The sequence below is a fragment of the Methylobacterium sp. 092160098-2 genome, assembly GCF_028920805.1.
Classification (GTDB): domain Bacteria; phylum Pseudomonadota; class Alphaproteobacteria; order Rhizobiales; family Beijerinckiaceae; genus Methylobacterium; species Methylobacterium fujisawaense.
Window position 1 is genome coordinate 4,306,465 of the sequence record NZ_JAQPZJ010000001.1, and the last position, 26,105, is coordinate 4,332,569.

Annotated in this window: 30 protein-coding genes; 14 read left to right on the forward strand and 16 right to left on the reverse strand. The window is 70.1% G+C overall.

Going from position 1 to position 26,105, the window contains the following annotated elements:
- Window positions 1-213: 213 nt before the first annotated feature.
- The 4 genes from PQI07_RS20295 to PQI07_RS20310 all read left to right on the forward strand — a co-directional run bounded on the left by PQI07_RS20295 (window position 214) and on the right by PQI07_RS20310 (window position 3,658).
- Window positions 214-1,122 carry an amino acid ABC transporter substrate-binding protein gene (locus PQI07_RS20295; RefSeq protein WP_274927283.1) on the forward strand — a complete coding sequence of 303 codons (909 nt, stop codon included), beginning with the start codon at window positions 214-216 and terminating at the stop codon, window positions 1,120-1,122.
- Window positions 1,123-1,222: 100 nt separating this feature from the next.
- Window positions 1,223-1,897: a DUF1007 family protein gene (locus PQI07_RS20300; protein WP_274927284.1), complete on the forward strand. Its 675-nt coding sequence runs from the start codon at window positions 1,223-1,225 to the stop codon at window positions 1,895-1,897.
- Window positions 1,888-2,880, forward strand: a complete 993-nt coding sequence (locus tag PQI07_RS20305) for a nickel/cobalt transporter (RefSeq protein WP_274927285.1) — start codon at window positions 1,888-1,890, stop codon at window positions 2,878-2,880. Before PQI07_RS20300 ends, PQI07_RS20305 begins: the two co-directional genes overlap by 10 nt.
- A 61-nt stretch (window positions 2,881-2,941) precedes the next feature.
- Window positions 2,942-3,658 carry a hypothetical protein gene (locus PQI07_RS20310; protein WP_043757468.1) on the forward strand — a complete coding sequence of 239 codons (717 nt, stop codon included), beginning with the start codon at window positions 2,942-2,944 and terminating at the stop codon, window positions 3,656-3,658.
- On the opposite strand, the gene PQI07_RS20315 is transcribed toward PQI07_RS20310, so the two are convergent.
- Both PQI07_RS20315 and PQI07_RS20320 read right to left on the reverse strand, forming a co-directional pair.
- Window positions 3,659-4,246 carry a histidine phosphatase family protein gene (locus PQI07_RS20315; protein WP_043384910.1) on the reverse strand — a complete coding sequence of 196 codons (588 nt, stop codon included), beginning with the start codon at window positions 4,244-4,246 and terminating at the stop codon, window positions 3,659-3,661. It abuts the gene before it with no gap.
- Window positions 4,247-4,290: 44 nt separating this feature from the next.
- Window positions 4,291-4,686: a VOC family protein gene (locus tag PQI07_RS20320; protein ID WP_043384907.1), complete on the reverse strand. Its 396-nt coding sequence runs from the start codon at window positions 4,684-4,686 to the stop codon at window positions 4,291-4,293.
- 428 nt (window positions 4,687-5,114) lie between these two features.
- On the opposite strand from PQI07_RS20320, the gene PQI07_RS20325 reads away from it, so the two are divergent.
- On the forward strand, window positions 5,115-6,806 hold the full coding sequence (locus tag PQI07_RS20325) for a methyl-accepting chemotaxis protein (RefSeq protein ID WP_274927752.1): 1,692 nt from the start codon (window positions 5,115-5,117) through the stop codon (window positions 6,804-6,806).
- A 7-nt stretch (window positions 6,807-6,813) separates the two neighbouring features.
- Here the strand turns inward: PQI07_RS20325 and recF are convergent, their stop codons facing one another.
- Together recF and dnaN are read right to left on the reverse strand one after the other, a co-directional pair.
- The gene (gene recF / locus PQI07_RS20330) at window positions 6,814-7,968 is read right to left on the reverse strand and encodes a DNA replication/repair protein RecF (protein ID WP_051045120.1); all 1,155 of its coding nucleotides are present in this window, start codon (window positions 7,966-7,968) and stop codon (window positions 6,814-6,816) included.
- A 209-nt stretch (window positions 7,969-8,177) separates the two neighbouring features.
- Window positions 8,178-9,299 carry a DNA polymerase III subunit beta gene (gene dnaN, locus PQI07_RS20335; RefSeq protein WP_043384901.1) on the reverse strand — a complete coding sequence of 374 codons (1,122 nt, stop codon included), beginning with the start codon at window positions 9,297-9,299 and terminating at the stop codon, window positions 8,178-8,180.
- A gap of 225 nt (window positions 9,300-9,524) precedes the next feature.
- On the opposite strand from dnaN, the gene PQI07_RS20340 reads away from it, so the two are divergent.
- A complete protein-coding gene (locus tag PQI07_RS20340; protein WP_051044800.1) occupies window positions 9,525-10,829 on the forward strand; it encodes an MFS transporter in 1,305 nt (434 codons plus the stop codon).
- Between the two features lie 51 nt (window positions 10,830-10,880).
- On the opposite strand, the gene PQI07_RS20345 is transcribed toward PQI07_RS20340, so the two are convergent.
- Window positions 10,881-11,117, reverse strand: a complete 237-nt coding sequence (locus tag PQI07_RS20345; RefSeq protein WP_274927286.1) for a hypothetical protein — start codon at window positions 11,115-11,117, stop codon at window positions 10,881-10,883.
- A gap of 193 nt (window positions 11,118-11,310) precedes the next feature.
- Window positions 11,311-12,534 carry a hypothetical protein gene (locus PQI07_RS20350; RefSeq protein WP_274927287.1) on the reverse strand — a complete coding sequence of 408 codons (1,224 nt, stop codon included), beginning with the start codon at window positions 12,532-12,534 and terminating at the stop codon, window positions 11,311-11,313.
- Window positions 12,535-12,926: 392 nt separating this feature from the next.
- Here PQI07_RS20350 and flgB point away from each other — a divergent pair, with 392 nt between their 5' ends.
- The 8 genes from flgB to recA all read left to right on the forward strand — a co-directional run bounded on the left by flgB (window position 12,927) and on the right by recA (window position 20,722).
- Window positions 12,927-13,328 (forward strand): flagellar basal body rod protein FlgB, encoded by a 402-nt coding sequence (gene flgB / locus PQI07_RS20355; RefSeq protein WP_043351493.1) that lies wholly within the window; start codon window positions 12,927-12,929, stop codon window positions 13,326-13,328.
- 65 nt (window positions 13,329-13,393) lie between these two features.
- Window positions 13,394-13,801: a flagellar basal body rod protein FlgC gene (flgC, locus tag PQI07_RS20360; protein ID WP_274927288.1), complete on the forward strand. Its 408-nt coding sequence runs from the start codon at window positions 13,394-13,396 to the stop codon at window positions 13,799-13,801.
- Window positions 13,802-13,833: 32 nt separating this feature from the next.
- A complete protein-coding gene (gene fliE, locus PQI07_RS20365) occupies window positions 13,834-14,148 on the forward strand; it encodes a flagellar hook-basal body complex protein FliE (protein WP_043351496.1) in 315 nt (104 codons plus the stop codon).
- 60 nt (window positions 14,149-14,208) lie between these two features.
- Complete coding sequence (gene fliQ / locus PQI07_RS20370; protein ID WP_043351489.1) at window positions 14,209-14,475, forward strand: flagellar biosynthesis protein FliQ; 267 nt, start codon at window positions 14,209-14,211, stop codon at window positions 14,473-14,475.
- Between the two features lie 51 nt (window positions 14,476-14,526).
- Window positions 14,527-15,288, forward strand: a complete 762-nt coding sequence (fliR, locus tag PQI07_RS20375; protein WP_043351488.1) for a flagellar biosynthetic protein FliR — start codon at window positions 14,527-14,529, stop codon at window positions 15,286-15,288.
- Between the two features lie 53 nt (window positions 15,289-15,341).
- Entirely contained in the window at window positions 15,342-16,409 is a 1,068-nt protein-coding gene (gene flhB, locus PQI07_RS20380; RefSeq protein WP_043384892.1) for a flagellar biosynthesis protein FlhB, read from the forward strand.
- A gap of 162 nt (window positions 16,410-16,571) precedes the next feature.
- Entirely contained in the window at window positions 16,572-19,334 is a 2,763-nt protein-coding gene (cckA, locus tag PQI07_RS20385) for a cell cycle histidine kinase CckA (protein WP_081948714.1), read from the forward strand.
- Window positions 19,335-19,660: 326 nt separating this feature from the next.
- Window positions 19,661-20,722 carry a recombinase RecA gene (gene recA / locus PQI07_RS20390; protein ID WP_391526775.1) on the forward strand — a complete coding sequence of 354 codons (1,062 nt, stop codon included), beginning with the start codon at window positions 19,661-19,663 and terminating at the stop codon, window positions 20,720-20,722.
- A 473-nt stretch (window positions 20,723-21,195) separates the two neighbouring features.
- Here recA and rpsQ read toward each other — a convergent pair whose 3' ends face one another.
- From rpsQ to rplC, 10 genes are read right to left on the reverse strand one after another with little or no spacing between them, the layout of a single operon-like run.
- The gene (gene rpsQ / locus PQI07_RS20395; protein WP_043346666.1) at window positions 21,196-21,459 is read right to left on the reverse strand and encodes a 30S ribosomal protein S17; all 264 of its coding nucleotides are present in this window, start codon (window positions 21,457-21,459) and stop codon (window positions 21,196-21,198) included.
- A 22-nt stretch (window positions 21,460-21,481) separates the two neighbouring features.
- On the reverse strand, window positions 21,482-21,697 hold the full coding sequence (rpmC, locus tag PQI07_RS20400; protein ID WP_043346669.1) for a 50S ribosomal protein L29: 216 nt from the start codon (window positions 21,695-21,697) through the stop codon (window positions 21,482-21,484).
- Between the two features lie 12 nt (window positions 21,698-21,709).
- Window positions 21,710-22,123: a 50S ribosomal protein L16 gene (rplP, locus tag PQI07_RS20405; protein ID WP_043384884.1), complete on the reverse strand. Its 414-nt coding sequence runs from the start codon at window positions 22,121-22,123 to the stop codon at window positions 21,710-21,712.
- A gap of 11 nt (window positions 22,124-22,134) precedes the next feature.
- Window positions 22,135-22,881: a 30S ribosomal protein S3 gene (gene rpsC / locus PQI07_RS20410; protein WP_012319192.1), complete on the reverse strand. Its 747-nt coding sequence runs from the start codon at window positions 22,879-22,881 to the stop codon at window positions 22,135-22,137.
- Between the two features lie 10 nt (window positions 22,882-22,891).
- Window positions 22,892-23,278 carry a 50S ribosomal protein L22 gene (gene rplV, locus PQI07_RS20415; RefSeq protein ID WP_012319191.1) on the reverse strand — a complete coding sequence of 129 codons (387 nt, stop codon included), beginning with the start codon at window positions 23,276-23,278 and terminating at the stop codon, window positions 22,892-22,894.
- 1 nt (window position 23,279) lies between these two features.
- The gene (gene rpsS / locus PQI07_RS20420) at window positions 23,280-23,558 is read right to left on the reverse strand and encodes a 30S ribosomal protein S19 (RefSeq protein WP_012319190.1); all 279 of its coding nucleotides are present in this window, start codon (window positions 23,556-23,558) and stop codon (window positions 23,280-23,282) included.
- Between the two features lie 5 nt (window positions 23,559-23,563).
- Window positions 23,564-24,400 carry a 50S ribosomal protein L2 gene (gene rplB / locus PQI07_RS20425; RefSeq protein WP_020094256.1) on the reverse strand — a complete coding sequence of 279 codons (837 nt, stop codon included), beginning with the start codon at window positions 24,398-24,400 and terminating at the stop codon, window positions 23,564-23,566.
- A 25-nt stretch (window positions 24,401-24,425) separates the two neighbouring features.
- On the reverse strand, window positions 24,426-24,722 hold the full coding sequence (locus PQI07_RS20430) for a 50S ribosomal protein L23 (RefSeq protein WP_012319188.1): 297 nt from the start codon (window positions 24,720-24,722) through the stop codon (window positions 24,426-24,428).
- Window positions 24,719-25,339 carry a 50S ribosomal protein L4 gene (rplD, locus tag PQI07_RS20435; RefSeq protein ID WP_043351248.1) on the reverse strand — a complete coding sequence of 207 codons (621 nt, stop codon included), beginning with the start codon at window positions 25,337-25,339 and terminating at the stop codon, window positions 24,719-24,721. The genes PQI07_RS20430 and rplD overlap by 4 nt, the downstream gene beginning before the upstream one ends.
- Window positions 25,339-26,064: a 50S ribosomal protein L3 gene (rplC, locus tag PQI07_RS20440; protein WP_043351246.1), complete on the reverse strand. Its 726-nt coding sequence runs from the start codon at window positions 26,062-26,064 to the stop codon at window positions 25,339-25,341. Before rplC ends, rplD begins: the two co-directional genes overlap by 1 nt.
- Window positions 26,065-26,105 lie beyond the last annotated feature (41 nt).

The following is a 26,105-nucleotide window of genomic DNA, read 5'->3' on the forward strand; positions in this document are numbered from 1 at the left end:
CAGGGCGGCTGTCGAACCCATCCTCCTCATCCTGAGGTGACCGCGTCTGCGGGCCTCGGAGGAGGACGCCAGGGATCGCGGCGCTGACCGGAAGGCTGCTTCGAGGCTTCAGCTGCGCTTCGGCACCTCTGGATGGGGGATGGATGGGAGGGGCCGGGCGCTGGCACTCTCCCGTGCGGTGTGGCTTGTGCGGTGCGCCTGGGAGGCTCTGTGATGACGATGCGGCTCATCGCGGTTCTGGCGCTGGCGCTGGCGGGCGTGTCGCCCGCAGCCGCCGTCGAGGTGCTCACCGGCACGCTCAGGAGCGTCGCCGAGCGCGGGGAGATCGTGCTCGGCTACCGCGAGAGTTCGGTGCCGTTCTCCTTCGTGGAAGGCAAGCGGCCGGACGGCAGCCCCCGGGCGATCGGCTACGCCATCGACCTCTGCGGCGAGATCGCCGACGACGTCCAGGCGGCGATCGGCCGGCCGGTGAGGATCCGCTACGAGCCCGTCACCGCCGAGACGCGCATCCCGGCGCTCACCTCCGGCAAGATCGACCTCGAATGCGGCTCGACCACCGCCAATGCCGAGCGCCGCAGGCAGGTCGCCTTCTCGCCGGTGGATTACATCAGCGCGACGCAGCTGCTGGTGAAGCGGGGCTCGGGCGTCGCCTCCTATCGGGATCTCGGCGGCAAGACCGTGGTGGTGACGGCCGGCACAACCAACGAGAAGGCCGTGCGCGACCTGCTCGCCCGGCTGAAGATCGACGCGCAGGTGGTGACGGCGCCCGACCATGCCGCGTCCTACGCCTTGGTGAAGGCCGGAAAGGCCGACGCCTTCGCCACCGACGACGTGCTGCTCTACGGGCTGATCGCCACGGACGCGCGGGACGGGGCGAACTACACGGTGCTCCCCGACAAGCTCTCCTACGAGCCCTACGGCATCATGTTCCGCAAGGACGACCCGGAGTTCGCCGGTATCGTGCAGCAGACCTTCACGCGCCTCGCCGAAAGCCGGGCGCTGCGCTGGACCTACGAGCGCTGGTTCCTCAAGCGCCTGCCCAACGGCGAGCGCCTCGACATCCCGATGTCGAACGACCTGCGGGTGAGCTTCCAATCGATGGGGCTCGACGGGGGCGAGTGAGCGGCGCACGCGACGGGGCGGCGCCTCGCTTTCGCCCAACCGGCACGCGAGGAAGATCCGGCCTGACCGTGTTCCTCCCGCCGCGAGCGTGCCTCCTTCCATGCTGATCGCCGCGCACTGCCCGAAACCGCTCGCCCTGGTGCTGGCCGCCGCCCTCGGTTGCGCCGCCTCGGCGGCCTGCGCCCACCCCCACGTCTGGGTCACCGCCAAGGCGCAGCTCGTCTACGAGGGCGGAAAGCTCGTGGGCGTCCGCGACACGTGGAGCTTCGACCCCGAATACACGGCCTTCGTGACGCAGGGCCTCGACACCAACAAGGACGGCAAGCTCAGCCCGGAGGAGCTTGCCGGGCTCGCAGCCGAGAACACCGCCAACCTCGCCGAGTTCGGCTACTTCACGAAGCTGAAGGTCGGCGGCAAGGAGCAGGCCTTCAGCGATCCGAAGGAGCCGGCAGCCCATATGGAGGACAAGGCGCTGGTCATGACCTTCCTGCTGCCCCTGAAGACGCCAATCCAGCAGGGGCGGGGGGTGGCTGCGCTGGAGGTCTACGACCCGACCTATTTCGTCGCCTTCTCGTTCGCCGAGGGGACCGACGCCGCGACCCTCGCGGGAGCGCCGCAGGGCTGCGCCGCCACGGTGACCCGCCCGAAGACCGAGCAGCCGAAGACGGCCGATGCCGGATCCCCGGGGATGACCGAGGCCTTCTTCGAGGCGCTCACCGCCGCCTCGACCTACGGGGTGCAGTTCGCCAGCCGGGTTCTCGTGGCATGTCCGTAGGGATCGGGATCGTCGCCCCCGCCGGGGCGGGACGGCTGGGGCTGAGGCTCGGCCTCATGGCCCTGGCCATCGGGCTGGCCGCGCTCCTGGCGGCCGGGATCGCGTGGCTCGTCGCGCCCGGCCTCTCCGCGCCGCCGCCGCGCTCGCCCTTCGGGATCGGCTTCCGGGAGGCTGCCCCGTCCGCCACGGGGATCGGCGGGGTGATCCTGGCGCTGCAGGCGAGCTTTTCCCGCAGCCTGAACGCGGCGGTCGGCGCGCTGCGGGGCGGCGGCAGCTGGGACCCGCTGGTCGGCCTCGCCTTCGCGTACGGGGTGTTCCATGCCGCCGGTCCCGGCCACGGCAAGGCGGTGATCGCCGGCTACATCCTGGCGGGGGAGCGGGCGCTCCGGCGCGGCGCCGCGCTGAGCCTCTGCGCCGCGCTGCTCCAGGCCTGCATGGCCGGGGCGATCGTCGGCCTCGGCACCCTGGTCCTCAACGCCACGGCGGCGAGCATCACCCGGGCCGGCACCCTGATCGAGACCGTGAGCTTCGCCCTCGTCGCCCTGATCGGGCTGGTGCTGACGTGGCGCAAGGCCGGACGCCTCGCGACCCTCGGTGCGGGCTGCGGCCCGGGCTGCAACCACCTGCCCGGGCCGCAGGCCCTCGACACCCTCGACACGTGGCGCGAGCGGGCCGGGGTGGTGCTGGCGGCGGGCACGCGCCCCTGCGCCGGCGCGGTTCTGGTCCTGGTCTTCGCGGTGTCGCAGGGCGTGCCCGGGGCGGGCGTGCTGGCGGTTCTGGCGATGGCCCTCGGCACCGCCCTGACCACGACGGCGCTGGCCTGCCTCGCGGTCTTCGCCAAGCGCGCGGCCCTGCGCCTCGCCGGCGGCCGGGGACAGGCGGGCCTCCTGGCGCTCGGCGGCCTCGAACTCGTCGCCGCCGCCTTCGTGCTGGTTCTGGGAGCCGCCATGCTCTCCGGCCTTGCGCCCGGGCTCGGCGGCTGAAGGGCCTCGCCATCCGGGGCGCGGCGTGCCACGCTGCGCACCCGAGACGGAGCGCGCGCTGATGCATCCCGATTTCGAGACGATCCTGAACTGGCGTCTGCTCGCCGGATCGCATCCCTTCCCCGGCCCGGACGGCGGGACCTGCATCAACGAGGCCGCGATCGTGGCCGCGGGCCTGCCCTACCGGGCGATCCGCTCCAGCGCCGATTGCCCGCCCTGCTTCTCCAGGCCGGTCGCCGCCTACGCCCTCGGGCTCAACGACACCATGCCGGACGAGGCGCGCCCCCAGCTGATGGCCTTCGTGCTGCGGCTGTCGGGCAGCGCCGACGCTCCGGAGATCGAGGCCGCCCGCACCCGGACGCTGGCGCTGGAGAGTGTCCGCCGCATCCTGGCGCCGCTCTGCGCCGTCGCCGGCATGGTCGAGGACGCGAAGGCCTGCATCGGCGCGCCGGACTGGCCCGCGGCCCTGGCGGCGGCGAACGCGGCCGCGTGGCGGGGCGGGGCGCGTTCGCAGGCGGCGGCCGAGGCGCGGCGCTGGCGCGAGGGCGCGCTCACCGCGGCGGTGTCCCGCACCGCGACGGCGGCACAACGCGCGGGCACGGATGCACGCTGCGCCGCGGAGGTGGCCGAAGGCGCCGCGCCCTTCGTGGCCGGGACCTGGAGCCAGGCCTGCGCGATCCTCGACGAGGCGCTCGCCATCGGCCGACAGGCTCCGGAGATCGCGCTCGTCGGCGCCCGTCAGCGCATGGACGCCGCGCGGACCGGGGCGCTGGCCTGATCAGGCCGCCGCGGGCGCCGCCTCGAGATCCAGCTCGATGGAGCCGCAATTCTCCAGGAACGTGCCGGTGAGGTGGTAGAAGAACGTGCCGTGCCCGACCACCGCGATGGTGGCTTCCGGCCGGGCCCGCAGCCAGTCGCGGAACGCCGCGACCCGGGCGTCGAACAGGGGGCGCGGCTCCACCGGGTAGCCGCCGACCTCGCAGCCCGGCTCCGCATGCCACCAGACCTCGGGCAGGTGCCCGACATCGAGGTGCGGGAACTCCGCGGCGATCTCCGAGGCCGCCCGGCCGACGTCGCAGCTGCTCTCCTGGCATTCCCGGTGCAGCACCTCGACGAGGACGCGCGGCCGGCGCGGATGGTCGCCGAACAGGATCGCGGCGGTCTCGATCGCCCGGGTCAGGGGCGAGACCACCACCAGATCGAAGGGGACCGACCGGAGCCGGTCCCGCGCGGCCCGGGCCTGGGCGTGGCCCAGCTCGGTCAGGCGCGCGTCGAGGAGGCCGGGATCGCCGCCCCCATGCCTGTGCGCGGCGTTGAACGTGGATTGCCCGTGGCGGATGCAGACGATGCGGGTCTTGTCCTGCATGGATCTCGGATGCGTGTCGGGGAGGGCGGGGTGCACGGGACCGGTCAGAGGAAGCGGCCGCCGCGCTGGATGACCTCGATCTTGTAGCCGTCCGGATCGGTGGCGAAGAAGAACCGCGCCAGCACGTCATCCCCGTGTTTGAGCGTCTTGACGTCGGTGGCCGTGAAGCCTTCGCGCCGGTGCCGGGCGTGCTCGGCCTCCACGTCGTCGACCACGAAGGCGATGTGCCCGTAGCCGTCGCCGAGATCGTAGGGCTTGTCGCGGCCCTTGTTCACCGTGAGCTCCAGTTCGAACGGCGAGGCCGGATCCCGCATGTAGACGAGGGTGAAGTCCGGGAAGTCGAACCGGTCGGAGACCTCCAGGCCGAAGGCGCGGGCATAGTAGTCGCGCGCGCGCTCCTCCTCGAGGACGCGGATCATGGCGTGGACGGGCTTGGACATATGCTGTGGGTTCCGTGAGCGGGCGGGCGGCGCGCCGGGCCTCCTATGTGGCGCCCGACCCACGTGCCGAAAAGGGCCGGCCCCGACTGCAGATCCGCGGCCCCGATGGTGTCCGGCGCCGCACCCTCGGAGGGTCGGCGTCACCGGACGCGGGGAAACCGGCAGGACATCGTCCGGGCTTTTCAACCGCCAATTCGCGCGATTGGCCAGCCAATTCGCTTTGGATTTGTCTTTCTCGATGTCCTATTCGAGAAAAGATTAGTGATATTCGACAACATCGCCATCTATAAAGTTTCAATCTCAAATCTGCCGATGTTTGTATCTTGATAACACCATCGTATTAATAGATTTTTTACGTATGATGCTTACAAATGCTCCGGGATCGATTATTTCACAGACCAACCAGTCCGATCGGGTGCACGACCGCCATGTTACGCTTGTCCAACATTAAGGTTCTGCCGAAACTGGTGGCCGTGATTACCCTGATCATCACGATCGTCGGCGGATGCATCTGGTATGCACAGGCACAGATGACCAAGATCGACGACGGGTACAGCCACTTCATCGTCAACGAGGCGGCCGCCGTCGCCGAGGCGCGCCGGCTCAACCGCCTGATGATCGAGCTCAATTACTACGTGTACCGGGTCATAGCGGAGACCGAGCCGTCCCAGATGCAGAATGCCAACAAGGGCTTCGAGGCCGTCCTGCCTGAGGTGAAGGCACTGCTGCCGGTCTTCCGGTCGCACGCACCGAGCTTCGCGGCGCGCATCGACGAGCAGGCGGCACGCATGGAGCGCTACATCCGGGACGTCAGCGAGGTTCGCCGGCTCGGCACTTCCAACCAGAACGACCAAGCCATCGCGCTGGTCCACTCGGCGATCGACCCGGTCTTTTCCGGCATGCTCGCGGACGGCAACAGGCTCGCCGAAGACATCAGCGCTTACATGGCGAAGGGCTCGGACGACCTGACCGACCAGACCAACGACACCCGCCGCGCCCTGATGACCGTCAGCGCCCTCGGGCTGCTCGCCGGACTGATCGCGGCCGTGTTCGTCGCGACGGTCGGCATCACTCGCCCGCTCGATCGTTTGGTCATGGTCCTGCAGCGCATGGCGCAGGGCGAGATCGATGCCGAGATCAAGGAGGCGGCGCGCAAGGACGAGGTCGGCGCCGTCGGCAAGGCGGTGGAGGGCATCAAGGCCATGGTCGCCCGCAAGGCCGCCGAGGAGGCCGAGGTCAAGCGGCTTGCCGACGAGGCCGCGGCCGCCGAGCGCAGGCGCACCATGCTGGAGCTGGCGGACGGGTTCGAGCGGGCGATCGGCAGCATCGTCGGGATGGTCTCGTCCTCGGCCACCGAACTCCAGGCCACCGCCCAGACCATGACGGCCAGCGCCACCGAGACGGCCAGCCAGTCCACCACCGTGGCCGCCGCCGCCGAGGAAGCTTCCGCCAATGTCCAGACCGTGGCGGCCGCCGCGGAGGAACTGGGCTCGTCGGTGCAGGAGATCGGCCGGCAGGTTTCCGGCTCGGCCCAGCTCGCCCAGTCGGCGGTGGGCGAGGCCGATCAGACGCAGCATCTCGTCCAGGCGCTGAGCCAAGCCTCGGCCCGCATCGGCGACATGGTCGGGCTGATCTCGACCATCGCCGGGCAGACCAACCTGCTCGCGCTCAACGCGACGATCGAGGCGGCCCGCGCGGGGGATGCCGGCCGCGGCTTTGCGGTGGTCGCCGCCGAGGTCAAGGAACTCGCCGCCCAGACCGCACGGGCCACCGAGGAGATCAGCCAGCAGATCGGACAGATCCAGGGCGTCACCGGCCAGGCGGTCACGGCCATCGAGACGATCGCCAGCCGCATCCGCGAGATCGACGGGGTGGCCACCACCATCGCGGCGGCCGTCGAGGAGCAGGGTGCGGCGACGCAGGAGATCGTCCGCAACGTCTCCCAGGCCGCGGCCGGAACCGACGAGGTGACCAGCAACATCACCGGCGTCGCCAGAGCCTCCGAGGAAACCGGCGCGGCCGCCGCCCAGGTGCTGGGCGCGGCGGGCGAGCTGTCGCGCCAGTCCGAGCATCTCGGGGCGGAGGTCGCCCGCTTCCTGAGCACGGTGCGGGCGGCCTGAGGCCGCCTCAGGCCCCGATCCGCAACACCTCGGTCCGTGCGCCGGCCTGGGCGAAGGCGTCCGGGTCGGCACCGGTCATCCAGACCTGCCCCGGGAGTGCCTCCAGGGCCTCGAACAGGCCGGCCCGGCGGCGGGGATCGAGATGGGCCGCCACCTCGTCGAGGAGGATCAGCGGGGCGATGCCGCTCATGGCGCGCACGAGTCGCGCATGGGCGAGGACGAGCCCGATCAGGAGCGCCTTCTGCTCCCCCGTGGACGCCGTGCCCGCGGGCACGTCCTTGGGACCGTGGCGGACCACGAGGTCGCTGCTCTGCGGCCCGATCAGGGTGCGCCCGGCGGCCCGGTCCCGGTGGCGACCGTTGCGCAGGGCGAGGCGGTAGCGGTCCTCCGCCTCGATGGCCGGCCAGACCGCGACGAGATCGTCCAGATCGCCTTCGAGCCGGATGGAGGCCCAGGGGAAGGGCTGCGCGTCGTCCCGGGTCTCGGCGATCAGCCGGTCGAGGCGCTCGGCGGTCTCGCGCCGGGCAAGGGCCACGGCGACGCCCAGCTCGGCGACCTCCCGCTCCACCGCGTCGAGCCAGCGGTCGTCGTCGGGGCGCTCGTCCAGCAGGCGGTTGCGCGAGCGCAGGGCCCGCTCCATCGCGGAGACCCGGGCGCCGTGCGCGGCATCGACGGCCAGCACGAGACGGTCGAGGAACCGCCGCCGGTCCCCGGCCGCGCCGCGGAACAGCCCGTCGAGGTCGGGGGTCAGCCAGACCACCCGCAGGAACTCGCTGAACGCCACCGGCGAGGCGGCGGTGGCGCCGTCGATCCGGCAGAGCCGGCTCGTCCGCCCGTCGGGGCCCGGCGGCTCCAGCCCCGTGCCAAGCCGGTGCTCGGAGCCCTCTCGATCGAGGGTGAGGGACACGGCGAAGCCCCCCGGACCGCCGTTGCGCGCCATCGCGGCGAATTCCGCCCGGCGCAGGCCCCTTCCCGGCACGAACAGCGAGATCGCCTCGAGCAGGTTGGTCTTGCCCGCGCCGTTCTCCCCGACCAGCGCCACGAACCGCGCCCCGGGGGTGAGCTCGAGATCGGCGTGGTTGCGGAAATCACGGGCGATCAGGCGTGTGACGCGCAGATCCGACCCGTTGGGCTCGACCCGCGGATCGAGGACATCGCTCATCGGGGAACCCGGAGGTCGAGCCGCACCGCGCTCAACCGTCCCTTCTTGTCTGACATCCCATCCAACTACCGCATCCCGAGGTGCCCGCGTCGGCGGGCCTCGAAGGAGTGCTCCAGAACCCATGTCGCCATCTGGAGACCTCCTGCGAGGCCTCCGCTACGCTCCGGCACCTCAGGACGAGGGCAGGACCAAGACGTGCCGCGTCAGACTCACACCCGCATCGGCATCAGCACGTACAGCGCCGGCGCGCCCTCGCGATCCTGGATCAGGGTCGGGGAGCCCGGGTCGGCGAGCTTGAACAGGGCGGTGTCGCCCTCGAGCTGTGCGGTGATGTCGAGCAGGTAGCGGGCGTTGAAGCCGATATCGAGGTTGGCGGCCTCGTAGTCGACATCGAGCTCCTCGGTGGCGCTGCCCGAATCCGGGTTGTTCACCGAGAGCGCGAGGCGCCCCTCGGCGAGCCCGAGCTTCACCGCGCGCCCGCGCTCCGACGAGATCGTCGAGACCCGGTCCACCGCCTTGGCGAAGGCGTCGCGCTCCACGGTCAGCCGCTTGTCGTTGTTGGCCGGGATCACCCGCTGGTAATCCGGGAAGGTGCCGTCGATCAGCTTGGAGATGAGGGTCAGGCCACCCGCGAATCGCAGGCGGATCTTGGCGGGCGACAGGTCGACCGCGACGGTCTCGCCGCCGTCGTCGAGGAGCTTCTGGATCTCGGCGACCGCCTTGCGGGGCACGATCACGCCCGGCATGCCGACACTGCCCTGCGGGGCCGGGATCTCGACGCGGGCGAGCCGGTGGCCGTCGGTGGCCACGGCCCGCATCACGGGTCCGCCCTCGGTCTCCAGCGTGTGCAGGTAGATGCCGTTGAGGTAGTAGCGGGTCTCCTCGGTGGAGATCGCGAACTGGGTCTTCTCGATCAGCCGCTTCAGGTCGGCGGCGGCGATCTCGAAGCCGTGCGGCATCTCGCCGGCGGCAAGATCCGGGAAGTCGCCCTCCGGCAGGGCGCCGAGGGCGAAGCGCGAGCGTCCGGACCGGATCGTCATCTGGCCGGACTCGCCGCCGGTCTCCAGGGAGACCTGCGCGCCGTCGGGGAGCTTGCGCACGATGTCGTAGATCACGTGCGCCGGCACCGTGGTGGCGCCGGCATCCGCCACGTCGGCCGGCACGCTTTCGGTCACCTCGATGTCGAGATCCGTCGCCCGCAGCTGGAGCCCCGAGCCTTCCGCCCGCAGGAGCACGTTCGACAGGATCGGGATCGTGTTGCGGCGCTCGACGACCCGGTGCACGTGGCCGAGCGACCTGAGTAGGGCCGCGCGCTCGACAGTGACTCTCATCGCAATACTCAAGTGATGTGGACGGCGCCGCGGCCGGCAGCCGTCGCGGAATATGGCCGTTCAGCTTGGCGAACGGGATCGGGGAACGCAAGGCCGCCGCTGGTGCGCCGCACAGCGACCTCCGCGCCCATGTCGGGTGCCCATGCCGAAACCGGGGTATCCGCTCGCGCCGCCCCGTGCGAAAGCGCCGCAACCGACCCGGATTCCTCCTCTCCCATCCCGATCATGTTGCAGACCATCGACACCGCGGGCTCGACGCACGCCACGCCGAGCGCCGGCCGGATTCTCGCCGCGAGTTTCGTCGGCACCGCCATCGAGTTCTTCGACTTCTACATCTACGCCACCGCCACCGCCCTCGTGATCGGGCCGGTCTTCTTCCCCGCCGGCGCCCCGGGCGTGCAGCAGCTCAGCGCCTTCGCGACCTTCGCGATCGCGTTCCTCGCGCGGCCGGTGGGCGCGGCCCTGTTCGGGCATTTCGGCGACCGCGTCGGCCGCAAGGCGACCCTGGTGGCCTCCCTGTTGATCATGGGCCTCTCCACGGTCCTGATCGGCTGCCTGCCGACCTATGCGGTCGCGGGCTGGTGGGCGCCGGCGGCGCTCTGCATCCTGCGCTGCGGCCAGGGCATCGGGTTCGGCGGCGAGTGGGGCGGCGCCGCCCTGCTGGCGGTCGAGAACGCGCCGCCGGGCCGGCGCGCGTGGTACGGCATCTTTCCGCAGCTCGGCGCGCCGGTCGGCTTCATCCTGGCCAATCTCGGCTTCCTCGCCCTCAGCTTCGGCCTGTCCCCCGAAAGCTTCCAGGCCTGGGGCTGGCGTCTGCCGTTCCTGGCCTCGGCCGTCCTGGTCGGAGTGGGTCTCTACGTCCGTCTGAAGCTGACCGAGACGCCGGCCTTCAAGGCGGCGCTCAGCGAGGCGCGGCCGGAGCGCGTACCCTTCGCCACCATGCTGACCCAGCATGGGCGCGCCGTCCTGGTCGGCACCTTCGCGATGGTGGCGGTCTACGCGGTGTTCTACCTCTCCACCGTATTCGCCCTCGGCTTCGGCACCGGCACCCTCGGGTACAGCCGGCCGACCTTCCTGCTGTTCGAGTGCATCGCGGTCTGCTTCATGGCGCTCGGCACCGTGGTGTCGGGTGCCGCGGCCGACCGCTTCGGACGCAGGCCGGTGCTGCTCTCCGGCATGGCCGTGACGTTCCTGCTGGGCTTCCTCATGGGGCCGATGCTGGGCCACGCCGCCGGCAGCGGCACGTGGCCGCCCGTCCTGGGCTTCCTCTGCCTCAGCCTCCTGACGATGGGCTGGGTGTTCGGGCCGATGGGCGCCGTGCTGCCCGAACTGTTCCCGACGCGGGTGCGCTACACCGGCGCCTCGGTCACCTACAATCTCGCGGGGATCCTGGGCGCCTCGGGCGCGCCCTACATCGCGCAGGAACTCGCGGCCTATGGCGGGATCGGATTCGTCGGGTTCTATCTGTCGGGCGCCGCGATCCTCAGCTTCCTGGCCGTCCTCGCGATGCCGGAAACCGCCGATCGCTGACCGGTCACGCCGCCGCGGAGACTGCGCCGCGCGGTCCGGCCGAGGCCGGCCTCAGGGCGCCGGACGATCGACGCCCCCCTGCACGACCGGCTCGAAGCGCCCGAGAAACCGGGTCCGCTCCCACAGCTCGATCGGGTCGCGCTGAACCATCGCCCGGGCGCGGCGGCGCGCCTGCGTGTCGTCCTCGGCGGACAGGATCTCGGCCGCGCGGACGCGCCCGGCCCGGTCGAGCCTGAATGTCCGGTACGCGCGGCTCCGGTGAGCCGTTTCAGCATCCAGCGCGAGCATTGCGATCTCCTCGGAGGCCGAACGTCCGGGAAGACGGTTAACCAAACTTCAATCGCCGCGTCTGCCGCCCTCGAAAACCGGCTGGGAAAGTTCGGTCGGAACCGTGCCGGGCGGCGCCGAGACCGACGGATCGTTACGTCGACCTGCGACCTGCGACCCCGGCCGCGCGACGGCTCGGCCGAAACGGGTACGTTCAGCTCCTTTTGTCGAGGGGACGACCCAGGAGGCGCGCGAACTCGGCCTCGATCTCCTCCACGGAGAACGGATTGCCGGCGGACTTCGCTTCGGGCGGCGCGGAAGAAGGCGGCGGCGGGACGGGGGCGGCCTTGGGCATCGCCGGCGGCAGCACGGGTTTGGGCGGGACCGGCGCCGGCGGCGGCGGGGCCTCCTGCGGAACAACCGGCGGCGGCACCGGCGGCGACACCGAAGGCGACACCGGCGGCGACACTGGATCGAGCGGCGCGCTCGCCATCGCGGCGGCGAGCGGATCGACGCCCTCCGGCACGGCGGGCGATGGCACGGGCGGCGGCGGCGTCACGGCCGAAGACGACCGAGACAGGGCGGCCTGGAGCTGCCGCGCCATGTCGGACAGGACCCCCGGATCGACGGACTTGCGCTCGGACGGGACCGCGAGGCTCGGCGCCGGACGGGCGGCCTCCGCCTCGACCGCGGACCCGTCGGGTTTGCGCTCGGAGGCCGGACCGGGCCGCGGCTCGACCAGCGGCGGCGCGGTCCGGCTGAGGATCCGCCGCGGCGTCGTCGGCTCGCGCGCCGGCGGCGCGGGCAGTTCCACTGGCGGCGGCACCAGCATGTCGGGTGAGGGCGGGGGCGGAACGGCCGTCAGCGGGGCGGAAACATCCTGACCGGGCTCGTCGCCGCCGAGCAACGCCGCATCGAGGGGCAGCGTGATGGGCGGGGCGGCGGCGGAGCGCGGGACCGGCGGCGGCACGACCACCGGCATCTCGAAGCCCGGATCGAACAGCGGTTCCGCGCGGCGCCCGCCGGATTCGGGCAGGACCCGGGGCGGTTCGGGCAGGCGACCGCCCTGGACGAGGGGATCCGGGAGCGGCTCGTCCAGCGGCTCGGAGGCCGACTCCGGCCGGATGGACGCTTCGGGCAACGGCCGCTGGCCGCGCTGGATGTTGCGCTCGACCACGACGTCGTTGGGGCCGCCCACGAGCAGCAGGTGCTCGACATTGTCCCGGCGCAGCAGGATCAGCTGCCGGGCGCGGTCGAGTTCGTACACGTCGACGATCCCCAGCCGCGGCTGGCGCCCACGGCCTCCGGAACGCCCCGGCAGCGCCAGGCTCCGGCCGGTGAGCCGACGCACCGTGAACACGATGGCCGCGAGCGCCGTGAAGATGACGGCGAAGATCACGATGTACTGGATGATAGGGGAGCCGTCAGAGCCGAACACGGATTGTAGCCATCGCAAGGTTACGCACTCGCAGGTTCCGACCGCCGCGGGTGCGCGCCGGCACGGACTTGTCCATACCACGCCGGGGGGGCGGCAAGGCAAACGACGTTAAGAGTTCGTTAACAGACCTTTTAATTGAGCGCGATCAAGACAGTAGGTCGGGGATAAGCCGCCGGGTCAGCGGATCCGAGGCCGGACGGTCCTTCGTCCGCGGTAAAGGCTGCCGCCGCTTCGGGCCCGGCGGCCCGCGCCGGCGCGACAGCCGCGATCCCGCGGCCGATCCGCAGACCGACCGTCCCTGATCGCGGGCTTAACGCGCCGTTAACCATGCGCACGGCAGATTTTGCCGAGCCCGCTCGTTCCGGCGCGGCCACGCCATCCCGGAGGCGACCTTGGCTCTCACCGATCTGCCCGTGCTGAGCATGCTGCGCACGCGGATGCAATGGGCACAGGCGCGCCAGGGCGTGATCGCCGAGAACGTGGCCAATGCCGACATGCCGGGGTTCAAGCCCCGCGACCTCGTGGAGCCGCGCTTCGACCGGGCGACCGGTACGCTGGCCGCCACCGCGACCGGCCTGACGCTGACGAGCCCGGGCCACATGGCGCCCGCCGGTCAGACGGTCGGGGCCGATTCAAAGCGCGCCAAGGGCTTCGAGGTCCGCCCGAGCGGCAACGGCGTCAACCTCGAGGACGAGATGATGAAGGCCGGCGAGAACCAGTCGGACTACCAACTCGCCGCCTCGCTCTATCAGCACAGCCTGACCACCCTGAAGATCGCGATCGGCAAGAGCTGATGCGCGACGACCGAGGGGGGAGCGCCGACGGCCGCACGGTCACGGCAGCAGGAGGGGCCTGAGCCATGGAATTCACCAAGTCACTGGCGGTGGCGGCGGCGGGCCTCAAGGCCCAGTCCGGCCGGATGCGCATCATCGCCGAGAACATCGCCAACGCCGATTCCGCGCCGGCCTCTGCCGGGGCGCAGCCCTACCGGCGCAAGATCCCGACCTTCAACAGCCATCTCGACGACGAGACCGGCGCGCGGCTCGTCGAGGCCGGGCGCGTCAGGCGCGACCCGTCGGCCTTCCGGACGAAGTACGAGCCGGGCAATCCCGCGGCCGACGCCCAGGGCGTGGTGCAGATGCCCAACGTCAATGCGCAGATCGAGAACATGGACCTGCGCGAGGCCCAGCGCTCCTACGAGGCGAACCTCAACATGATCAGCGCCACCCGCAAGATGCTGGCACAGACCCTCGGCATCCTGAAGTGAGCCTGAAGGACGCATAGCAAGGACGCATGGCGATGGCTTCGAGCAACTTCGCGGCGGGTGCCTACGCGGCCGTTCAGGGCCTCGCCGGCGGCCGGCCCGCGCCCCGGGTCCAGCCGACGACCGGGACCGGCAGCGACTTCATGCAACTCCTCGGGCAGACCCTGGACAGCGTCGGCGATGCCGGCCGGCGGGCCGACACGCAGGCCGTCTCGGCCGCCGCCGGCAAGGCCAATGTCGTGGACGTGGTCACCGCGGTGGCCGAGAGCGAGACCGCCCTGCAGACCATGGTGGCAGTGCGCGACCGCATGATCTCCGCCTACGAGGAGATCATGCGCATGCAGATCTGAACGGCGGCCCGGTCCCTCGCCGATTCCGCCGCCCGCGCCCTCCGTACAGATCGCATCCCCATGACCGGCCTCGCCATCCTCGACGTCGCCCGCGACGGCATCTTCGTGTTCCTCAAGGTGGCCGGGCCCCTGATGCTGGTCGCCCTGGCGGTCGGGCTCGCGGTCTCCCTGGTCCAGGCCCTGACCCAGATCCAGGAACAGACGCTGATCTACGTGCCCAAGATCGTGGCGGTGTTCGCCGCGCTCCTGCTGATGCTGCCCTTCATCGGCGATGCCATGGCCGGCTACATGACCCGCATCGCCGCCCGCATCGCGGCCGGCGGCTGATGCCCGCCCCGGCCGGGACAGGCGCGGCCCACGCGTGCCATAGAGGCCGCGATGAACCTGCTCCTGCCCGGCATCGCCTCGGCCTACCTGATCACCTTCGCGCGCATCGGCACGCTGATCATGCTGATGCCGGGGATCGGCGAGCAGACGGTGCCGCCGCGCCTGCGCCTCGCCTTCGCGCTGCTCACCGCCCTGGTGCTGTTCCCGACCGTGCGTCCGCTGCTGGGCGGGACCGAGGGCGTGGCCGGCCCGCGGCTGATCGGGCTCCTGTTCGGGGAGACGATCATCGGGCTGGTGCTCGGCCTGACGGTGCGCATGATCCTTGCGGCCCTTCAGACCGCCGGTGTGATCATCGCGGCACAGGTCGGCCTGTCCTACGCCATGACGGTGGATCCGAACCAGGGCGGCCAGCAGGTGGCGATCGGCAACTTCCTGTCGCTGCTCGGGATCACGCTGATCTTCGCCGCGGATCTGCATCATCTCGCCATCGAGGGCGTGGCCCGCAGCTACGAGGTTCTGCCCCCCGACGGCGTGCCGTCCTTCTCGGACGCGCTGATGCTGGCCACGAAGGCGCTGGCCCGGGGCTTCACCCTGGCGGTCCAGATCTCCGGCCCGTTCATCGCCTTCGGGATCCTGTTCAACCTGGGTCTCGGGGTGCTGTCGCGGCTGATGCCGCAATTGCAGGTGTTCTTCCTGGCGGTCCCGGCCTCGGTGCTGATCGGCATGCTGCTGCTGATGGGCTGCCTCGGCGTCATGATGGGCGTCTTCCTGGACGATCTGGGCCGGTATCTCGGGGATTACGTCGGCCGCTGAGCGGCCGGACCGCCCGCGCCCCGATCACCCGTCCGCGCTGAGAGCGAAGCGAGATGGCCGACGATACCGACGACGAGGACAAGACCGAGGAGCCGTCCCAACGGCGGCTCGATCAGGCCATCGAGCGCGGCGACGTCGCGACCAGCACCGAGATCAACACCTTCGCGATGCTGGGGGCGTTCACCCTGACCCTGCTGGTCGCGGCCCCGAGCATCGCCACGAACCTCCTGCACGGCCTCAAGGCCTACCTCGCCAACGCCCATGCCCTGCCGGACGACGCCACGGCGATGAAGGCGGCCATGACGCGCGGCCTGTGGCTGTGGCTCCAGGCGGTGGCCGTGCCGGTGGGTCTGGCCGTCGTGGCCGGACTGGCCGCGGGACTCCTGCAGCACCCGCTGGTCTTCTCCACCGAGACGCTGATGCCGAAATTCTCGCGCCTGTCGCCGATGGCGGGCGTGAAGCGGCTCCTCGGCGTCGAGGCCCTGTTCCAGTTCGGCAAGGGCTTGGCCAAGATCGGCGCCGTGGGCGTCGTCGGCGCGGTGCTGCTGTGGAACGACCGCGACCGGCTGGAGGTGTTCGCCCGCCTGGACCCGGCCGCCTCCCTGCCGGCGATCCTGACCCTCAGCCTGAAGCTGCTCGCCGGCATGCTGTGCATGCATCTCGCGATCACCCTGGGTGATGCCCTCTACGCGCGGTTCCGCTGGCGCAAGCGTCACCGGATGTCGAAGGAAGAGCTCAAGCAGGAGATGAAGGAGTCCGAGGGCAACCCGGAGGTCAAGGGCCGCCTGAGGCAGTTGCGGATGGCCCGCGTGAAGAAGCGCATGATGGCCGCGGTGCCGACCGCCACCGTGGTGGTGACGAACCCGACCCACTACGCGGTGGCGCTGCGCTACGAGACCGGTATGGCGGCGCCGATCTGCGTCGCCAAGGGCGTCGACGCCCTGGCCCTGCGCATCCGCGCGGTGGCGGCCGAGCACGGCGTCGCGGTGATCGAGAATCCGCCCCTCGCCCGGGCGCTCCACGCCACTGTAGAGATCGACGGGGAGATCCCGGCCGAGCACTACCGCGCGGTGGCGGAGGTCATCGGGTTCGTGCTGCGCCTGCGGAGGCGGGCGGCCTAGCAACGGCGCCATGCCGCGGGCCGGAGCCGACGGAAAGCCACGCTTCCTCCACCTTTTTTCGCGAGGCTGTATCAAGGCTTGGCGCGACGAGAGTGGTGCCGCGCCCCGCATGTCCTGATATGGCCGGCTGACCAACCGGGTGACTGTTCTGGAATGAAGCCGATGGCCGACGTCACTGGACCTCCGGCGCCTGCCGCGGGCCCGCAGAATTCGGGGCCTCCGGTCTCGCAGGCGTCCGCCCTGCTGGGCACCGGCTCGATCGACCGGTCGGAGCAGCCGGGCCGGGTCGGCCTGCTCCTCGTGCTCGCCGGGCTGCTGGTCGGCGCCGCCATCGGCCTGTCCTTCGTGGCCAACGAGCAGGCCCAGTCGCTGATCGTCTGGCTGCTGGCCCTGCTGGCCATGGCGGGCGTGTTCTTCCTGTTCGCCCTCGCCATCGGGGCGCTCCAGCTCAGCGGCAGCGCGGCCCGGGACGACATCACCAAGGGGATCGTCGACGCCTCGCCGGACGGCAAGCTGGTCGTCGAGGAGGGGGGCCGGCTGATCTACGCCAACGAGGCCTATCTGCGGATCGCCAGCGGCGACACGTTCTCGAACCTCGTGCCGGTGGAGCGCATCCTCGTCGGCTCTCCGGAGGTCTCCGAGGCGGTCTACCGCCTGTCGCAGGCCTCGCGCGATGCCAGGGCCCATACCGAGGAAGTCCGGATGTCGCCGCCCCTCGGGCCGACGGTCGGCGAGCGCGGCTTCGGGTGGTACCGCGTCTCGGTGCGGCCCCTCGCGCGTCCGCGCCGGGCGGCCTCGCTCTGGACGGTGGCCGACATCACCGCCGAGCGCGAGCGGCAGGAGAACGTCTTCCAGGAACTTCAGCACGCCATCGACTACCTCGACCACGCCCCGGCGGGCTTCCTGTCGATCGATCCGGCCGGCGCCATCGTCTACATGAACGCGACGCTCGCCGCCTGGCTGGGCTACGATCTCGCCAGCGTCGGCCCCGGCGGGCCGCATCTCACCGAGATCGCCCCGGAGGCGGATGTTCTCGTGCGCACCGCCGGCCTGCCGGGCGAGGTCCGCACCGACCGCTTCGACCTCGACCTGCGCCGCCGCAACGGCCACACCCTGCCGGTGCGGCTCTACCACCGGGTCGCCTTCGGCAAGGACGGCAAGCCCGGCTCGTCGCGGACCTTCGTGATCAACCGCTCGGCCGGGGCCGAGACCGACGAGCCGCAGCGCGCCGCCGAGGTGCGCCTCGCCCGCTTCCTCAACAACTCGCCGATCGCGATCGCGACCCTCGACCGGACCGGCTGCATCGCCCGGGCCAACGCCTCGTTCACCCGGCTGTTCGGCACGGTGCCGCGCCAGGCCGATGACGGCGCCTTCGACGGTGACGGCGCGACCCGGGTCGAGCCGAACGTCGCCGATTCCGTGGCCGACCGGACCGCCCTGGAAGCCGGGCTCGCCCGGGCGGCGAGCGGTCGGACCGATCCGGAACCCATCGAGGTCCAGCTGACCGGGCCCGGCGGCCGCTCGGCCCGGGTCTGGCTCAGCCCCGCCGACGGCGGCGATCCGGGGCAGCAGACCGACGAGGCCGAGCGGGTGATCCTGTACGCCCTCGACACGACGGCGCAGCGGCAACTGGAGCAGCAGGTCGCCCAGGCCCAGAAGATGAACGCGGTCGGCCAGCTCGCGGGCGGCATCGCGCACGACTTCAACAACGTGCTGCAGGCGATCATCGGGTACTCGGACCTGCTGCTGGCGAGCCATCGGCCGACCGACCCGGCCTTCCAGGACATCATGCAGATCAAGCAGAACGCCAACCGGGCGGCGGGCCTCGTCCGCCAGCTCCTGGCGTTCTCCCGGAGGCAGACCCTGCGTCCGGAGGTGATGAATGTCGGAGAAGCGCTCTCCGAACTCACCCTCCTGCTCAAGCGCCTGCTCGGCGAGCGGGTCGCCCTGGAGCTGAAGCACGGCCGCGAGGTCTGGCCCGTGAAGGCCGACGTCAACCAGTTCGAGCAGGTGATCGTCAATCTCGCGGTCAACGCCCGCGACGCCATGCCGGAGGGCGGCAAGCTGATGATCCGGACGGAGAACGTCTTGGATCCGGGGGCGGCCTCCGATGCGGAGGGACGCGGCGGGGCGCCGGCCGGCGACCACGTGCTGATCGAGGTGCGCGACACCGGCCAGGGCATCCCCCCCGAGCTGATGGAGAAGATCTTCGAGCCGTTCTTCACCACCAAGGAGATCGGCAAGGGCACCGGACTCGGCCTGTCGACGGTGTTCGGCATCGTCAAGCAATCGGGCGGCACCATCGACGTGCAGTCGACGATCGGGGAGGGGACCGCCTTCCGCATCTACCTGCCGCGGCATGTGCCCGTGGCCGAACCGGAGGAGGTTCCGGCCCCGACTGCGGTGCCGGCGCTCCCGCGCGCGGAGCCGCTCGCGCCGGTCTCCGGGTCGCCGCGGCCGGCTGCCGAGCCGGGCGATGCCGGCGCGCCGCGGAGTGCACCGGCTCCGGCCACGGCCGACAAGCCGGCGCCGCGCAAGCCCGCCGCGGATCATACGGGGCAGGGCACCATCCTGCTCGTGGAGGACGAGGATCCCGTCCGGGCGGTCAACAGTCGCGCCCTCTCGGCCCGCGGCTACACGGTCCTGGAGGCGGCCTCCGGCCTCGAGGCCCTGGCGATCGTCCGCGAGGGCACCCAGCCGATCGACCTCGTCGTCTCCGACGTCGTCATGCCCGAGATGGACGGCCCGACCCTGCTGCGAGAGGTGCGCAAGCATCAGCCCGACCTGAAGGTGATCTTCGTCTCCGGCTACGCCGAGGACGCCTTCCGCAAGAACCTGCCGGAGGGGGAGACCTTCAACTTCCTGCCGAAGCCCTTCAGTCTGAAGCAGCTCGTCGAGACCGTGAAGAAGACGATGGCCGATTGAACGGCGTCGATGGCGTCGTCGATGGCAGCGTCCCGGCCCTTCCCTGCGAAATCCGGCATCCGGTGCCGCCCACCGTGTTCAGACCCTGAACGGAGTGCGGCACCGGATCCCGGGCATGCCCCCGACGGATCGGTGCGCCGGAGGCCGCGGTTCGCCCTGAACCGCATCGGTGGCGCCGGCAGGCTATGCACAACCCACGGTACCGCCCTTGTCGAAATAGAACAAAACAGGTACATGAAGGCGGTGGGGACGCGCGTTGTGAACTGCGTCCAACCCCTTCATAAGGAGCCCGCCAGATGGCCCAGCCCGCATTGAAAGTGGTCGACATGCCCCCCGTGGACAAGGACAAGTCCAAGGCCATTGACGCCGCCCTGGCTCAGATCGAGCGCGCCTTCGGCAAGGGCTCGATCATGCGGCTCGGCAAGAACGACAAGGTTCAGGAGGTCGAGACCGTCTCGACCGGATCGCTGGGCCTCGACATCGCCCTCGGCGTCGGCGGCCTCCCGCGCGGCCGGGTGATCGAGATCTACGGCCCCGAATCGTCCGGCAAGACGACGCTGGCGCTCCACACCATCGCCGAGGCCCAGAAGAAGGGCGGCGTCTGCGCCTTCGTGGATGCCGAGCACGCCCTCGATCCGGTCTATGCCCGCAAGCTCGGCGTCAACCTCGACGACCTGCTGATCTCGCAGCCCGATACGGGCGAGCAGGCCCTGGAGATCACCGACACGCTGGTGCGCTCCGGCGCCATCGACGTGCTGGTGGTCGACTCGGTGGCCGCGCTGACCCCGCGCGCCGAGATCGAGGGCGAGATGGGCGAGAGCCAGCCGGGCCTTCAGGCCCGTTTGATGAGCCAGGCCCTGCGCAAGTTGACCGGCTCGATCTCACGCTCGAACTGCATGGTCATCTTCATCAACCAGATCCGGATGAAGATCGGCGTGATGTACGGCAGCCCCGAGACCACCACGGGCGGCAACGCCCTGAAGTTCTACGCCTCGGTGCGCCTCGACATCCGCCGCATCTCGACCCTGAAGGATCGCGACGAGGCGATCGGCAACCAGGTCCGCGTCAAGGTGGTGAAGAACAAGGTCGCGCCGCCGTTCAAGCAGGTCGAGTTCGACATCATGTTCGGCGAGGGCGTGTCGAAGGTCGGCGAGCTGATCGACCTCGGCGTGAAGGCCGGCATCGTCGAGAAGTCAGGCGCGTGGTTCTCGTATAACAGCCAGCGCCTCGGCCAGGGCCGCGAGAACGCGAAGGGCTTCCTGCGCGACAACCCGAAGATCGCCGCCGAGATCGAGGGCTCAATCCGGCAGAATTCCGGCTTGGTCGCCGAGAAGATCCTGGAAAACGCGACCCCGACCGCCGACGATCTCGACGAGGGCGAAGCCTGATCCGAAGACCGGGCGGTGGACCAAGTCCGGCGCCCGATCCCTTGAGACCGAGCCCCATGGCGATCGCAGGATCGCCATGGGGTTTTGTTTTGGGCCCAAGGCACCGATCGATAGCGGAATACGAAAGAAGCGGACGTCCAGACTCGGCCGCGGCCTCAGAGATCCTCGACGCAGAGTTGGGGCACCACCAAACAGGCACGCCCCCAACCCGTATGCGACGCCACCGCGGCGAGTGGCGGTCCCGACAGAGACCTCCGCGCTTCACGTCGGCGCCTGCACACGCATTCAGATCGCAGGATGCCGAAACGACGAAGCCCGGCACGAATCCGGCTCTTACGAGTCGAATTGCGTCCGGGCGTTCGTCGAACCGGTCATGCCGCGACCCAGGAATGGACCCGTCTCGGGGGCCATCCCGCAGCGTCGCGGGCCGGGATCAGGCGGATGCGGAGACCGCAGCCGCCGGGATCCCAGGATCAGGCGGCCTCGCCGGCCTCGGCCTGGGCGGCGTCGCCCTCGACCAGCTTCCAGGTCTTGGTCTTCGAGAAGGGACGGCACTCCTCGATGAACACCGTCTGCCCGACCTTGGCGACATTCGCCTCGTCGTGCGCGTGGTAGTTCTTCGAGCGGCGGACGGTCTTCTTCATCACCGGGTGGGTGAAGCGGCGCTCCACCTTGACCACGATGGTCTTCTCACCCTTGTCGCTAACGACGGTGCCCTGCAGGATGCGCTTCGGCATGGTGTTCTCCTAGCGGCCCGTATCAGCTCTTGGCCGCCTGCAGCGTCTTCGCGCGCTGCAGCGTCCGGACACGGGCGATGTCGCGACGGACCTCACGGACGCGGGCGACGTTCTCGAGCTGGCCGGTGGCCCCCTGGAAGCGCAGGTTGAACTGCTCCTTCTTGAGGTTGATCAACTCGTCATTCAGCTGATCCGGCGACAGGGCCTTGAGATCAGACACTCTCTGGGTCGACTTCACGATATCCTCCGTTCAGTCGGCGATGCGCTGGACGACCCGCGTGCGGATCGGAAGCTTCGCGGCGCCGAGGCGGAGCGCCTCCTTGGCGATGTTCTCGGCAACGCCGTCGACCTCGAACATGATCCGGCCGGGATGGACCCGGGCCGCCCAATAGTCCGGGGCGCCCTTACCGGAGCCCATGCGGACCTCGGTCGGCTTCGACGAGACCGGCACGTCCGGGAACACCCGGATCCAGACGCGGCCCTGGCGCTTCATCTCGCGGGTGATCGCGCGGCGGGCCGCCTCGATCTGGCGGGCGGTGATGCGCTCGGGCTCCACCGCCTTCAGGCCGAACTGGCCGAAGTTCAGCTCGAAGCCGCCCTTGGCCGCACCGTGGATGCGGCCCTTGAACTGCTTGCGGAAGCGGGTCTTTTTCGGTTGCAGCATGGCTTCCTACCTTACGCGTGCTCGCGCTCGCGGCGTCCGCGCTCGCGGCCGCCCTCGCCATCGCGCTCACGGCGTCCGCCGGAGCGGCCGCCCTCTTCCTGGGCCTTCTTATCCTGAGCCATCGGATCGTGCTCAAGGATCTCGCCCTTGAACACCCACACCTTGATGCCGCAGGTGCCGTAGGTCGTGAACGCCGTGGCCGTGCCATAATCCACGTCCGCACGCAGCGTGTGCAGCGGGACCCGGCCCTCGCGGTACCATTCCTGGCGGGCGATCTCGGCGCCGCCGAGACGACCCGAGCAGTTGATCCGGATGCCCTCGGCGCCCAGACGCATGGCCGACTGAACGGCCCGCTTCATGGCGCGCCGGAAGGCGACGCGGCGCTCGAGCTGCTGGGCGATCGAGTCGGCCACCAGGGTGGCGTCGATCTCGGGCTTGCGCACCTCGACGATGTTGATGGTCACGTCGGCCTTGGTCATCGTGCCGACGAGCTTGCGCAGCTTCTCGATATCCGCGCCCTTCTTGCCGATCACCACGCCCGGACGGCCCGAGTGGATAGTGACGCGGCACTTCCGGTGCGGACGCTCGATGACGATCTTGGAGACCGCCGCCTGCTTGAGCTGCTTCATGAGGGCGGCGCGGATCGCGACGTCCTCGTGCATGAGCTTCGCATAGTCGCCCTTGTTGGCGAACCAGCGGGAGTCCCAGGTCCGGTTGATGCCGAGCCGGAGACCGATCGGATTGACTTTCTGGCCCATCAGATCCTCCTCAGGCCGCTTCGGCCTGGCGGACTTCGCGAACCACGATGGTGAGGTTCGAGAAGGGCTTCAGGATGCGCGCACCGCGGCCGCGGGCGCGGGCGTGGAAACGCTTGAGAACCAGCGCCTTGCCCACGAAGGCCTGGGAGACGACGAGGTCGTCCACGTCCAGGTCGTGGTTGTTCTCGGCGTTGGCGATGGCGCTCTCGAGGCACTTCTTGACCTCGGTGGAGATCCGCTTGCGCGAGAACTGCAGCTCGGCGAGCGCCGTGTCGACCTTCTTGCCGCGGATCATCTGCGCCACGAGGTTGAGCTTCTGCGGGCTGACGCGCAGCATGCGCGCGACGGCCTTCGCCTCGTTCTCGGGGAGCGCGCGGGGGGTGGCTTGCTTGCCCATCTCAGCGCCTCTTCGCCTTCTTGTCGGCCGCGTGGCCCGGGAAGGTGCGGGTCGGCGAGAACTCGCCGAACTTGTGACCGACCATCTCCTCGGTGACGTAGACCGGGATGTGCTTCTGCCCGTTGTGCACACCGAAGGTGAGCCCGACGAACTGCGGAAGGATCGTGGAGCGGCGGCTCCAGATCTTGATGACCTCGGAACGCGAGGAGCCCCGCGCCGCCTCGGCCTTCTTGAAGAGGTAGCCGTCGACGAACGGCCCCTTCCAGAGAGAGCGTGCCATAGCGATTACTTCTTGCGGTTGTGGCGGCTGGACAGGATGAACACGTCGGTCCGCTTGTTGGACCGGGTCTTCTTCCCCTTGGTGGGCACGCCCCAGGGCGTGACCGGGTTGCGGCCGCCCGAGGTGCGACCCTCGCCGCCGCCGTGCGGATGGTCGACCGGGTTCATCGCCACACCGCGGTTGTGCGGGCGCTTGCCGAGCCAACGGTTGCGCCCGGCCTTGCCGAGCGAGATGTTCATGTGGTCCGGGTTCGAGACCGCGCCGACGCTGGCGAAGCACTGGCCATGGACCAGGCGCTGCTCGCCGGAGTTCAGGCGCAGGGTCACGTAGCCCTGGTCGCGGCCCACGATCTGCGCGTAGTTGCCGGCCGAGCGGGCGATCGCGCCGCCCTTGCCGATCTTCAGCTCGACATTGTGGACGATCGTGCCCACCGGCATCGAGCCGACCGGAGCAGCGTTGCCCGGCTTGATGTCGACGCTCTCGCCAGCCACCACCTTGTCGCCCGGCTGCAGACGCTGCGGGGCCAGAATGTAGCTCTGCTTCCCGTCGGGGAAGTTGATCAGCGCGATGAACGCCGTGCGGTTCGGATCGTACTCGATCCGCTCCACGGTTGCAGCGACGCCGAGCTGCTCGCGCCGCTTGAAGTCGACGTTGCGCAGCACGCGCTTGTGGCCGCCGCCGCGGAAGCGGACGGTGATGCGGCCGAGGTTGTTCCGGCCGCCGGAGGACGACTTGCCCTCCGTCAGCGCCTTCACCGGCTTGCCCTTGTAGAGCTCACGGCGGTCGACAAGCACGAGCTGGCGCAGGCTCGGCGTGACCGGTTTGAATGTCTTCAAGGCCATCGGCTTGGATCCCTAAAACCCGTCCTCAGAGCCCGGTCGTGACGTCGATCGTGTGGCCCTCGGCCAGGGTCACGATCGCCTTCTTCACGTCGGAGCGCTGTCCGCGGAGGCCGCGGAAAATCTTCTTCTTTCCCTTGGTGACAAGGGTGTTCACGGCCGTGACCTTGACGTCGAACAGCTTCTCCACGGCCTCCTTGATCTGAGGCTTGGTCGCCTTGGGGGCGACCCGGAACACGACCTTGTTCTGCTCGGTCAGGTTCGTCGCCTTCTCGGTGATGACCGGGGAGACGACGATGTCGTAGTGGCGCGGATCGGCACTCATTTGAAACGCTCCTCCAGCGCGTCGACGGCGGCCTTCGTCAGGACGAGCGTGTCGCGGCGCAGGATGTCGTAGACGTTGATGCCCTGCACGGGCAGCACGTCGATCTGCGGGATGGCGCGGGCGGCCCGGCCGAAATTCACGTCGACCTCGGCCCCGCCGATGATCAGCGCGTTCGAGAGGCCCATCTTGCCGAAGCGCTCGACGAGACCCTTGGTCTTGTGATCCTCGATCTTGATGTCGTCGACGACGATCAGGGTCGAGGCCTTGGCCTTGGCCGACAGGGCATGACGCAGAGCCAGCGCACGGACCTTCTTGGGCAGGTCGTGGCTGTGGTCACGCGGCACGGGGCCGAAGGCCCGGCCGCCGCCGCGGAACTGCGGCGCCGAGGCCGCGCCGTGACGGGCGTTGCCGGTGCCCTTCTGCTTGTACAGCTTCTTGCGGGTCCGGTTCACGTCCGAGCGGTTCTGCACGGCATGGGTGCCGGCGCGCCGCTTGGCGAGCTGCCAGCGGACCATGCGCTGCAGCAGGTCGGCGCGCGGCTCGAGCCCGAAGATCTCTTCGTTGAGCTCGACCGAGCCGGCACCGGCACCGTCGAGGGTTTTGATATCGAGCTTCATCACGCGGTCTCCTCAGCCGCAGCGGCCTCGGGAGCCGGGGCGGACGCGCCGTTCTCACGGAACTTGCCCGGCAGCGGAACGTCGGCGGGGAGCTTGCGCTTCACCGCGTCGCGGATCTGGATCCAGCCGCCGGCCACGCCCGGAACCGCACCCTCGACGAGGATGAGGCCACGCTCGGGATCGGTGCGCACGACGCGCAGGTTCTGGGTCGTGACCCGCTCGACGCCGAGGTGACCCGGCATCTTCTTGTTCTTGAAGGTCTTGCCGGGATCCTGACGACCACCGGTCGAACCGATCGAGCGGTGCGAGATCGACACGCCGTGGGTGGCGCGCAGACCGCCGAAGTTCCAGCGCTTGATACCGCCGGCGAAGCCCTTACCGGTCGTGGTGCCGGTGACATCCACGAACTGGCCGGGGATGAAGTGGTCCGCGGTGATCTCGGCGCCGACCGGGATCAGCGCGTCCTCGGACACGCGGAACTCGGCGAGCTTCTTCTTCGGCTCGACCTTCGCGACCGCGAAGCGGCCCCGCTCGGCGGCCGAGACGTTCTTGACCTTGGCCTTGCCGACGCCGACCTGCAGCGCAACGTAGCCGTTCTTCTCGACGGTGCGGTGGGCAACCACCTGGCACTGATCGATCTTGAGCACCGTGACGGGGACATGCTCCCCCGCGTCCGTAAAGACGCGGGTCATGCCGACCTTCTGTGCGATGACGCCTGAGCGCATAGGTTCTCTCCCTCGCGCGATGAAACGGTAAGCTCTAAGTC